This window comes from Mesorhizobium sp. M0276, from assembly GCF_040321755.1.
Lineage (GTDB): Bacteria > Pseudomonadota > Alphaproteobacteria > Rhizobiales > Rhizobiaceae > Mesorhizobium.
On record NZ_JAMYSC010000108.1, the window covers coordinates 1 to 11234 of the forward strand.

Sequence of the window (11234 nt, forward strand, 5' to 3'; positions counted from 1 at the left end):
CGTCATCTTCGGTGAGCGCTTCATCAAAGCCATGGCGGCGTGATGTTCAACCGCCCGCCCGCACACGAAATTCCTGACAGTCCCGCACGCTCCATGTCTCAAACGGCGGTGCTGTGTCTGACGTCAATGGACTTGTTGCGGTTGATACAGATTCCTCAGGCGCGGTAACTGTGGATGGCCCGGGATCGACCTGGACCAACAGCGGCTATCTTGAGGTAGACGGCAATGGCACCCTCGTCATTACCCAAGGCGGCACGGTCACCAGCAGCAGCGGCAGTGTCGGCAGTGGTCCGGGAACGACCGGCACGGCCACCATTGATGGCGTCGGCTCGAATTGGACCGTCGCCAGCAGTTTGATCTTGGGAGTGGCCGGAGACGGTGTCCTTGCCATCAGCAATGGCGGCCTGGTGTCCGATGTCAACGGGCTTGTCGGATACTACGGTGGGTCCAGCGCCTTGGCAACAGTCGACGGTTCTGGGTCCAAGTGGTTAAACAGCGGCGATTTATCGGTTTTAAGCGTCGGCACGGTGTCCGTCACCAATGGCGGCGAGATCACCGACACCAATGGCAAGATTGGGACAAATGGCGGTGATATCGGGACTGTCAAGGTTGATGGCACGGGGTCGAAGTGGACGAACGGTGCGAACCTTTACGTCGGCATCGACGGCGCTGGCACCCTGACCGTCGCCAATGATGGTGCGGTTACGGTTGCCGGAAACTTGCTCATCGCTGATCAGGCCGGGTCCACCGGCACAGTGAACATTGGCGGCGCGGCAGGCGCCGCGGCGACGGGCGCCGGCATCCTCGACTCTGCCACGTTGCAGTTCGGCCTCGGCACCGGCGCGCTCAATTTCAACCATACCGATACAAATTATGCGTTCGACGCCGCTATCAGCGGACTGGGGACGATCAACCAGATCGCTGGCAACACCAACCTGACCGCCGATTCGAGTAGTTTCACCGGCGCCACCAACGTGAGCGGCGGACGGCTGGCCGTGAACGGCTCACTGGCCAATTCTCTGGTGACGATCTCGGGCGGCATATTGGGCGGCAACGGCACGGTGGGCGGCATCGTGGCGCAGTCGGGCGGCATCATCGCGCCGGGCAATTCGATCGGCACGCTCAATGTCGCGGGCAATGTCGACCAGGCGGCGGGCTCGACCTACCAGGTCGAACTAACCTCGACCGGCAGCTCCGATTTCCTGCATGCGACGGGTGCGGCAACGATCGACAGCGGCGCGCTGATCGACGTGGTCAAACTCGACGGCGCACCCTATGTGGCGGGCACGCACTATACCGTATTGCAGGCCGATAGCGGCATCACCGGGACCTACACGGTTACCGGCGACACCGGGGCGGCTTTCCTCGGCCTGGTCGACAGCTACGACGCCAACCACGTCTATCTCGATGTTGTCCAGAAGTCCTTCGCCTCGGTCGGCCTGACGCCCAACCAGATTGCCGCCGGCGCCGGCGCCGAAAGCCTTGGCAGCGGCAATCCGCTGTTTGATGCTATCTTTGCCTTGCCGAGCGAAGCCGCCGCGCAGGATGCCTTCGACCAGCTCTCGGGCGAGATCCATGCCTCGGCCAAGGGCATGTTGCTGGAAGACAGCCGTTTCATCCGCGACGCGGCCACCAGCCGCATCAGCGCCGCCTTCGGCGATGCCGGCAGCACTGCTGCCCTGCCCGTCATGGCCTATGGCGAAGGCGGGCCTGAAATGGTCGCCGCCGACACCGACCGTTTCGCCGTCTGGGGCCAGGCTTTCGGCTCCTGGGGAAGTACCGACAGCGACGGCAACGCCGCCGCCTTCGACCGCTCGACCGGCGGCCTGCTGGCCGGCGCCGACACCCAGCTCGGCACCTGGCGCCTTGGCCTGCTCGGCGGCTACAGCCATTCGTCCTTCGACGCCGATGACCGCAATTCATCGGGCAAGAGCGACAGCTACCATCTCGGTCTCTATGGCGGCACCAATTGGGGCGCCATCGCCTTCCGCACCGGTGCGGCCTACAGCTGGAACAGCCTGTCGACAAAACGCGCCGTCGCTTTCAATGGTTTCACTGACGGGCTGTCCGCCGACTACGATGCCGGCACGGCGCAAGCGTTCGGCGAACTCGCCTACAAGGCCGATGCCGGGCACTTCAAGTTCGAACCCTTCGCCAACCTCGCCTATGTCAGCGTGCACACCGACGGCTTTACCGAAACCGGCGGTGCGGCAGCGCTGACCAGCGCGGGTTCAACCACCAATGCGACCTTCACCACGCTCGGCCTGCGTGCTTCCACCGATTTGGGCCTCGGCGAGATCAAGGCCACGGCGCGCGGCATGCTCGGCTGGCGTCATTCCTTCGGTGATGACACCCCGGCCTCAAGCTTCGCCTTCGCCGGCGGCGATCTCTTCACCATCGCCGGCGTGCCTGTCGCCAGGGACGCAGCGGTGGTCGAGGCCGGCCTCGACCTGAACATGTCGGCCAATGCCACGCTGGGGCTCTCCTACACCGGACAGTTCGGCGGCGGCACGGTCGACCAGGGTGCGAAGGTCAATCTCGGCTTGAGGTTCTGACCGACGCGAAGGCTGGGGGCAATGCTCGAACGGCGGCCGGGAGGCGCCGGAGAAGCACTCGCGGCATGAGCCTTTACGTCCGTCGCCCCTACTCCGGCGACGGCACCGGCGGCTGCGATGTCAGCGCAGTACCGAAAGCCGCAGCGATGACGGCGGCGATGCCGGCCAGTTGCGTCGTCGTCAGGCTCTCGTGCAGGAACAGGAAGCCGGCCAGCGCGCCCAGCCCCGGCTCCAGGCAGGTCAGCGTGCCATAGATGCGGGCCGGCATTCGAGTCAGCGCCACCATTTCCAGAAAGAACGGCAACGCGCTGGAAAACAGGCCGACGAGCAAGGCGCTGACCAGGATCGATGGCGCGAGCAGCGCGGTTCCCGCTTGCGCCGCGCCGAAGGGCAGCACAAGCACCGCGGCGATCGCCATTCCGTAGGCCGTGGTGCGGGTGCCGAGCTCCGCGCCCGCCTTCTGGGCGAGCACGATATAGAGGGCCCAGAATCCGCCCGCGGCCAGCGCCAGCATCACCCCGGTCGGATCAAGCGGCTGAAGCGAACGCACGAAGGGTGACAACAAGACGATTCCCGCGACCGCAAGCGCGATCCACGCAAAGTCGCTGGCGCGCCGCGACGCCAGCGTGGCCACCAGCAGCGGCCCGGAGAATTCCAGCGCTACCGCGATGCCGAGCGGGATGGTGGTGAGCGCGGCATAGAACAGAAGGTTGAGCGCACACAGCGTCACGCCATAGGCGACCAACCACGGCATGGTGGCGCGCGAGGGCCACATTTGCCAGGGCCGCAGCACCGCGATCAGCATCAGCGCGCCCACGACGAGCCGCAGCGTCGTCGTGCCCTGCGCGCCGATCAGCGGGAACAAGCCCTTGGCGAAGGTGGCGCCAATCTGGATCGACACCATGGCGCCCATCAGCGCCGCGATGGGCAGGGACGCCGCCTCGCGACGGGCAATTGACGTCGATGTCATTTGGTTCGTCCTCCCTGCCGCCCGTCGCAAACTCGCCGGCGGAACAGGAAATACGGGGAACCGGCCCGCCTGTCGTGAGGCAGCGTCGGCGGCTTGGTGGGGCAGGACAGCGGATCGTTCGGGCTGGAGCAGACGGTGGTGTTTGAGGCGGTGACAGCCAAGGCGCGGCCCGCTTCACACAGGCAGGCGAGCCATCGTCGCTGAAATACGGCGGTCGCGCCGTGCAACCAACCGATGAAAAAGGCAACTATGCTGCAGCGCGCAAGCCGCGCAAGCAAAGCTGAATTTCTGGAAAAAGCCGCCGAAAGGTGGGTATCTGGCCGTTTTGTCGATAATCTGGCGCTTGCTCACCGAAGTGTTTCAGCTGGGTAAATTTTTTGTGTTGCGCTGCACAATGGCATAGCCGATCCATCTCCTGGGGGACTTTTCGCGACTGGACACAGGCCGTGGAGGAACCGCCAGCTTGGCCAACTTGAGTTGTCCCTACGTCGATTTCGAGCCCGGCCGGGCCGGAATTGCAATGCGTGGGATCGGCGATTCCGGCACCCTGCCGCTCGAGCCGACCAGCAGCCGGCTTCATCGCGGACATCGCGCCGGCGGAAGCCGCCGATGAGAAACGCCCGCGACATCCAACTGGATGCACTCAGGGCCGTCGCCGTGACGATGGTGATGTATTCCCATTTCTTCGCGGCGGGAGGATCTTCATTCTGGGGCCATATCGGCGTGCGGCTGTTCTTCGTGCTGAGCGGCTTCCTGATCACGCGCCTGCTCCTGGAAGCGCGTTCGGCCGCCGAATTCGAAACCGGCCCCGCGCTGCGCTCCTTCTACATCAGGCGGGCGCTGCGGATATTCCCGCCCTATTTTGCCGTGCTGGGTTTCGTCTGGCTGGTTGACCTGGACCAGTCCAGGGGATCGCTGGTTTGGCACGCGCTTTATCTGTCGAATTTCTGGTATGCGCTGCGCAATGATTGGACCCCCTGGGTGCTGTGCCATTTTTGGAGCCTGAGCATCGAGGAGCAGTTCTACCTTGCCTGGCCACTGGTCGTCCTGCTCGCCCCACGCAGGCGCTTCGAGACGATCTGTATCGGCGTCATCGCGCTGTCGCTAGCCTATCGCTTCTACTGGCCGGTCACTGCCACGCCGGCGCTGGCGCGCGACCTGCTGCCGCCGGCATCCATGGATGCGCTGGCGTCGGGCGCATTGCTTGCCTGCTGGCGGTCCAGGGGCGCCGGCCTGCCGCAATGGATGCGACTGGGCTGGCCTGCCTTCGCGGCCGCTTTCCTGATGATCGAGTGGTTTGTCCCGGCGCCTGCCGATCCGACGTTGGAATGGGCCCATTGGCTGGTGCGGCAAGTCCTGCCCCTGGTGCCGTTGATGGCCATTGTCGCCGCCTGTTCGCGCGGCCTTGGCGGCCGCTTCGGCAAGCTTGCCGAATTGCCGCCGCTGCTCGGCCTCGGCCGTATCAGCTACGGCGTCTATCTCTATCATCCGATATTGCTGTCGCTCGCCGTCAAGTCGCAGCCCTGGATTCCGCTCAATGTCTCGGAGCAAGGGCCAGGGCGGTTCGTGGTGGCGAGTGCCGCCACGATCGTTGTGGCCTGGATTTCCTGGGTGGTTTTCGAAAGGCCGCTCAACAGCCTGAAGCACCACTTCCCCTACGTCGCGCGCGCTCGTGCCGCGCAGGCCGGCCATACCGGTTGGCTCGCGATCGCGCCCGGCGGATCGCCCGATGGCCGCCAATCGCTCGACATCCGGCGAACGGATGTGACGCGATGACCGCCGCGCCGCTCGTCTCCGTGCTGCTGCCGGTCTACAATGCCGGGCCCTATCTCGCCGCCGCGCTGGGAAGCATCCTGCGGCAGGATTACGGCCGCCTGGAGATCGTCGCGATCGATGACGGGTCGACCGACAATTCCCTCGAGATCCTCGAGCGATACCAGAAGGCCGACAGCCGCATCTCGATCATCTCGCGCGAAAATCGTGGCCTTGTCGCGACGCTCAACGAAGGGCTGGCGCTCGCCCGGGGCGAATTGGTCGCGCGGATGGATGCCGACGATGTCGCCTATCCCTGGCGCTTGTCGCGCCAGGTGGCGCTGTTTGAGCGGCGGCCCGAACTCGGCTTCTGCGGCGCCGGCGTCGACATGTTGATCCGCGGCCGCATCGCCAGGGGCAAGCCCGATCCGGTGTTCCAGCTCGGCCGCATCCCTATACTGGCAAAGTTCTTCACGATCTTCATGCACCCGACAGTCGTCTACAACAGGGAGGTCATCGACAACGATGATCTCCACTACGACCAGACTTACAAGCACGCCGAGGATTTCGATCTTTTCAGGCGGCTGGCCGGCCGTTACCCGGCGGCCATGATGCCCGAGAACCTGCTCATCTACCGTGTCCATCAGGAAAGCGTGACCAGCCGGCACATCAACGAGATGCGCAGGACGCATTTGCGGATCGTCGCCGAGAACCTGGAGCGCGAGGGCCTCGCGGAAGCAACGCGGGACTTGCGCGACATCGGCAATGCCGTCAGCCACGATACGGTTACCCGCGCGGCCAACTTCATCGTCCAGCTGGAGGAGGAGATTTGCTCCCTGCCCGCCGCGACGCGGCCAAGCTTCGAGGCCGGCGCGCTCAACTTGTTCTATTTTCTCTACCAGCTCGTCGCCGACGAAAAGCAGCCCCCGCTGACGCACGAATTGCTGACGCGGACCGCGAAGTGGAATGTCATCCGCCGCCGCGAACAATATGCGCTACGGCCCGGCGCCTGGGCACCCTGGCTCAGCCTTGCCTCGCTGTCGGCCAGCAGACAGGCAGACGCCTTGGCATACTTCTTCAAATCCGCTCCTGCTGCTGCGGTTTTGGCACCTTATCGGTTGAGTTAAAGGAATGACCGTCAAAGCCAACCAACCTCTGCAGCGCGATCGTTCGACGGCGCTTGGCGTCGCTCCGGCCGTTCCCCGCCCGGAACGCTCGCCGCCGCAAGTCAGCTTCATCATCTGTACGCGCAACCGTGTCGCAGTGCTCGAGGCCTGCATCAAGTCGGTGCAGGCCGCGTGCCGCGCCTATGCCAGCTTCGCGGCTGAACTCGTGGTCGTCGACAACGGTTCGAGCGACCGCACGGCCGAACACCTGGCCAGCATCGCCGAACTGTCGGATGTTCCCTTCACGGCCATTTGCGAGCCGCGCCCCGGATTGGCGGCTGCCCGCAACGCCGGGCTGAGGCGCGCGCGGGGCCGCGTGCTGGTCTTCGTCGACGATGATTGCGCGGTCGATTGCGACTACCTGCGCGATCTGGAGCGACATTATGCGTCCGGGGAAAAATGGCTCATCCGGGGAGGCCGAGTCGAGCTTGGCGACCCCAGGGATCTGCCGTTCACGATCAAGCGGTCGCGTGTGCGCGAGCGGCTGACGCCGGATGTTCATCCCGGCGGTTTTGTGCTGGGCTGCAACATGACGATGCACCGCGACGTCGCGGCCCGTATCGGCGATTTCGATGAACGCTTCGGCGCGGGCGCGCCATTGCGGGCGGCGGAGGATACCGATTACCTTGTGCGAGCGCTGTTGCTCGGTTTCGCGGTCGAGTATGTCCCGGATATGACGATATTCCATCATCACGGCCGGCGGGATCGCGGATCCATCGAAAAGCTCCACCGCGACTACAGTCTGGGCAATGGCGGGCTCTGCCTGAAACATGTTCTCCATGCGCCCTGGCTGCTTCGTCATTTCTACTGGGCGGCGAGAGGCGCATTGCGGGAACTGGCGGGCGGGCCTGTCTTTGATCGTGAACTCAATCTGCCGCACTGGCCGATCGTCGCCATGAATTTGCTCGGAGCCGCCAAATTCGCGGTTCTTCTGCTGGCGAGACGGCCGCAGGCTGAGCCGCTGCGGCAAGACCAGCAAGCCAATGCCCAGGCGAGGTGAAACGCTATAATGCCGTTGCTACCGCCAAGCCTGCCGATGCTGTTCCGGGCGTTCGGAAAGCGGCAACTGCGCCTGCTTCCGGCCGTGGTGGCTCTCGGCCTGGTCAGCGCCGTCCTCGAAGGCTTCGGCATCGGTCTGATCATCCCGTTGCTGGGCATCATCATGGGACACGGGGAGGCGCCGGGAATGGGTGGCTTCTCGGCGGTCCTCCAGCAAGTCGGATCGGGCCTGAGCGAGCGCGACCGGCTTGTTGTCATTTCGATCGCCATCCTCGGCTCGATCATCCTGAAGAACGTTTTCGCCTTCGCCAACACGCTGCTCACGACCTTCATCTATGGCAAGGCTAGCCATTCGATCCGCAGCGCGTTGTCGGAGCAGCTCTTGCGGGTCGGCTATCCATTCTTCCTGCGGCAGAGTCCCGGACGGCTGCTCAACATCATCTCCAACGAATCCTGGCGGGCGTCGGATGCGATCCAGATCATGCTTTCTTCCATCGTCAGCGCATCGGCCGCCATCATCCTGTTGGCTTTCCTGCTGCTGCTTTCGTGGCGCATGACGCTGTTGGTCACGATCGGACTGGCGCTCGTCCAGATCGCGCACGCCATCCTCTCGGCCAATCTGAAAGAGCCCAGCCGCAGCGTCGCTTCGCGCAACAGCCACCTCGCCTCGCAGATGCTCCATCTGGTGCATGCCGGACGCCTGATCCGCATTTTCGGACAGGAGCGCCGGGAGAAGGCGATATTCGACACCGCGTCCGATGCGGTTCGCCGCGCCTCTTTCGCACTGCTTGTACGCCAGGGAGCGTTGCCGCCGCTGACGGAGGTTCTCCACGCCATTCTGTTCCTGGCGGTGGTGATCGGCGCCTGGCTGGCGCAGGTGAGTTTTCCGCTGATCATCGCGTTCGTCATACTGCTCTACAGGCTGCAGCCGCATATGCGGGCCCTGCAAGGGTCGTGGAGCCAGCTGCAGGGCCTGAGCGGATCACTCGAGGAGGTGACGTGGATGCTGGATCCCGCCGGCAAGCCCGGGCCACCGCAAGGCGACGGGCCGTTCCACGGTTTGCACCAGGGCATCAAGTTCGATGATGTGACGTTCACCTATTCCGGCACGGACCGGCGTGAAGTGGTGCTGCATTCGGCGACGTTCGAAATCGGCAGTGGCCGCTCGACGGCGCTGATCGGCCGCTCGGGCGCCGGCAAGACGACGATCGTCAATCTCCTGTGCCGCTTCGTGGAACCGGACACCGGGAGGATTCTCGTCGATGGATCACCCCTCGACCGGATCGACGCCAGCCAGTGGCGCCGGCACATCGCCCTGGCCAGCCAGGAGCTGGAACTGGTCGATGGCAGCATTTTTGAAAACATAATCTACGGCCAGGAGGCAGCCACGGCTGGCGACGCCGAGCGCGCTGCAAGACTGGCCGAAGCGCATGAATTCATCGAACGGCTTCCTGAGGGTTACGATACCCACGTTGGCTACAGGGGCATCAACCTCTCGGCGGGACAGAGGCAGCGGATCGCGCTCGCCAGGGCGCTGGTGCGCGATCCCGATCTCCTCATCCTGGACGAAGCCACCAATGCGGTGGACGGACTGTCGGAAGCGGCCATCGTCGAGACCCTTAAATCAAGAGCCGGCCGCCGCACGACCATCGTCATCAGCCACCATCACAGCACCATCTCGTTCTGCGACGACGTGGTGATCCTGAGCGCCGGCCGGGTGAAGAAGCAGGCACCTTTCGGCGCCCTCGCATCGCTCAGCATGGACGAGCTTTACCAGCACGGACCACTCGACTGATGCATGTCACCCCAAAAGTGCCGAGCGGTTTGGGCCAATGACACGCATCAAAACAAGAGCTTGAAGCGCGTTGCGTCAACCCGTTTCAACCCGGCGCGCTTTGAATTGCGCTACGTCGAGGCGCGGAGGTTTCTGCGGATGCGCCGCCTGCCCGCTGCACGTGCCTTCTCCGCCACGACGCCGCCAATCTCGACCACCTCGGCCTCGCGCGGCCTGGCGCTGGTCGCCTTGTGGAGCCGCTCGTAAGGCAGCAATTCTTTGATCCGCGCATTGAGCGAGGCGACTTCGGCCTTGAGGTCCTCGCATTCCTGCCTCTGGACGTCGAACTGTATCTGTTCAGATGCCTGTTGCAGCGCAAGCTGTGAAAGATTGGCGTTCACTTTCGAAAGGCTCTGCTTGTCGTTTTCGTTCTCATGGTTGAGAGCGGACAACCTTTCATCGGCGATTTTCTTTTCGGCCAGGGTGTCGTTCAATTCGCTCTTGAGCCTGGCGATCTCGCTGGCGGCCTCGCTGTTCTCGTTCGAGGTTTGCTCCAGCCGCGATTGCAAGTTCTGGATCTCCGAACCCAAGCCGCGTATTTCCGCCTGGCTGCGAGCCAGCTCGGCTTCCTTGTCGCCTTCCATCAGGCGCGCCGCTTCGGTGGTTTCCGACAGCTTCGCCTGGGCGGCCTCAAGCGCCTTCTGGAGCCGCATCTCCTCTTTCTCGCTCTTGCCGAGCGCGGCCAGCAGTTCCGCAAGCCGCGCTGCTTCGCTGGCATGGATGGTCGAGAGCTCGTCGAGCCTGTGGCGCGCCTGGGATTCCCGCTTCAGCGCCTTGTCGAGCTCGATCGACAGCTTGACATGCTTTTCCCGCAGCATCTTGCTCTCGCGCAAGCGCCTGTTGGCCTCGACGGTTCTGCCGGTCAGCCGCTTGGCGACGTCGCCGAACTCGGCCTCGCGTTTTGCGTTCGCATTGGCTGTCTCCACGAGTTCCAGCCTTGTCGCGGCAAGCGCCGCACGAAGCGCCTCCCTGTCCTGAACCAGGCTTGTCTCGCGCTGTTGCAGCACTTCGAGAGCGCCTTCACGCTCGCGCAGCTTTCTCACCGTGTCGTGCAGCTTTTCCGCCAGCGTTCTTTGTTCGGCGGCCAGGCCGGCATTTGTAAGCTCCAGCTCGTTGGCGCGAAGAATGTCGTTGTGGAGGATGTTGAGGAACTCGCGCGTCAAATGGTGTGAGGTCCCGATCTCCGACAGCTTGTCGTTGATCTCTTCCAGATAATCCCTGGCATCATGGAAGAGCCCTTCAAAGGCACTCAATGCAGCCAGTCGGGTCTGGGTATGGGGCGTCAGTCGTGGCGCGGTTTCGGACCTTTCCGTATCGTCGGAACTGTCCGCGTTTGCAGCATTGGGCTCGGGTGGCGGGTCGTCAGTGTCCGCGGTGGGGACATCTTGGCTCTTTGGCGGCGCCAGGTCTTCGGCATCCAGACTTGCGTCCAGCGCGTCCGCCAATTCGATCTGCAGGTCCTGATCCGCCAGTACGACCTGCAGGTCCTGAACTGCTTTGTCTACCTCTTCAGCACGCTTGATCAGGCCTCTGAAGTTCATGGCCGAACTCCCTTTACGCACACCTCGACTGGAAACTTAACAAATTCCTAATATATCCTTACATCCGCCGATTGCGTAGGGGAAGCCCCCGTCGCAACGAAGGTTAATGCAGGACATTTTGGGGGAGATGCCGCGAGCGACAATGCGCGGGTGTCGGCGCTGGCCCTGCAGAACTTGGGTTCCTCGCCCCCACGGAGTGGGGGGTCCGAAGGACGGGCGAGACCCGTGGCTCGCCCCGGCAAGGTGGCTCGGGCGAAGCCCGACACGGAGCGGGGGGATGGCTCGACTTCAATGAATTCAGAGGGAACCTGCCAGCGTCGCGCTGCCCCCCCCACCCCCCCCAGCGCCGGGCAAACCCCACCACCCAAACGTCGGGGGAGGTAAACCGAAAAAGTAAAAAAACACCCCAAACACCAC

General features: G+C 63.8%; 7 protein-coding genes. 5 read left to right on the forward strand and 2 right to left on the reverse strand.

Features of this window, described 5'->3' with window-relative positions:
• Positions 1-113: 113 nt before the first annotated feature.
• The gene (locus NKJ01_RS35295) at positions 114-2555 is read left to right on the forward strand and encodes an autotransporter outer membrane beta-barrel domain-containing protein (protein WP_352735141.1); all 2442 of its coding nucleotides are present in this window, start codon (positions 114-116) and stop codon (positions 2553-2555) included.
• Positions 2556-2643: 88 nt separating this feature from the next.
• Here the strand turns inward: NKJ01_RS35295 and NKJ01_RS35300 are convergent, their stop codons facing one another.
• Positions 2644-3525: an EamA family transporter gene (locus tag NKJ01_RS35300; RefSeq protein WP_352735143.1), complete on the reverse strand. Its 882-nt coding sequence runs from the start codon at positions 3523-3525 to the stop codon at positions 2644-2646.
• A 609-nt stretch (positions 3526-4134) separates the two neighbouring features.
• Here NKJ01_RS35300 and NKJ01_RS35305 point away from each other — a divergent pair.
• The 4 genes from NKJ01_RS35305 to NKJ01_RS35320 are packed head-to-tail and all read left to right on the forward strand — an operon-like array spanning position 4135 to position 9237.
• Entirely contained in the window at positions 4135-5301 is a 1167-nt protein-coding gene (locus NKJ01_RS35305; protein WP_352735145.1) for an acyltransferase family protein, read from the forward strand.
• The gene (locus tag NKJ01_RS35310) at positions 5298-6404 is read left to right on the forward strand and encodes a glycosyltransferase family 2 protein (RefSeq protein WP_352735146.1); all 1107 of its coding nucleotides are present in this window, start codon (positions 5298-5300) and stop codon (positions 6402-6404) included. Before NKJ01_RS35305 ends, NKJ01_RS35310 begins: the two co-directional genes overlap by 4 nt.
• A gap of 4 nt (positions 6405-6408) precedes the next feature.
• A complete protein-coding gene (locus NKJ01_RS35315; RefSeq protein WP_352735148.1) occupies positions 6409-7443 on the forward strand; it encodes a glycosyltransferase family 2 protein in 1035 nt (344 codons plus the stop codon).
• A 9-nt stretch (positions 7444-7452) separates the two neighbouring features.
• Positions 7453-9237, forward strand: a complete 1785-nt coding sequence (locus tag NKJ01_RS35320; RefSeq protein ID WP_352735150.1) for an ABC transporter ATP-binding protein — start codon at positions 7453-7455, stop codon at positions 9235-9237.
• 110 nt (positions 9238-9347) lie between these two features.
• Here the strand turns inward: NKJ01_RS35320 and NKJ01_RS35325 are convergent, their stop codons facing one another.
• The gene (locus tag NKJ01_RS35325) at positions 9348-10817 is read right to left on the reverse strand and encodes a coiled-coil domain-containing protein (protein WP_352735151.1); all 1470 of its coding nucleotides are present in this window, start codon (positions 10815-10817) and stop codon (positions 9348-9350) included.
• Positions 10818-11234 lie beyond the last annotated feature (417 nt).

Coding starts and splice junctions, on each gene's coding strand:
- NKJ01_RS35300 (WP_352735143.1), bottom strand. CDS start 3,525: ATGACATCGACGTCAATTGCCCGTCGCGAGGCGGCGTCCCTGCCCATC.
- NKJ01_RS35305 (WP_352735145.1), top strand. CDS start 4,135: ATGAGAAACGCCCGCGACATCCAACTGGATGCACTCAGGGCCGTCGCC.
- NKJ01_RS35310 (WP_352735146.1), top strand. CDS start 5,298: ATGACCGCCGCGCCGCTCGTCTCCGTGCTGCTGCCGGTCTACAATGCC.
- NKJ01_RS35315 (WP_352735148.1), top strand. CDS start 6,409: ATGACCGTCAAAGCCAACCAACCTCTGCAGCGCGATCGTTCGACGGCG.
- NKJ01_RS35320 (WP_352735150.1), top strand. CDS start 7,453: ATGCCGTTGCTACCGCCAAGCCTGCCGATGCTGTTCCGGGCGTTCGGA.
- NKJ01_RS35325 (WP_352735151.1), bottom strand. CDS start 10,817: ATGAACTTCAGAGGCCTGATCAAGCGTGCTGAAGAGGTAGACAAAGCA.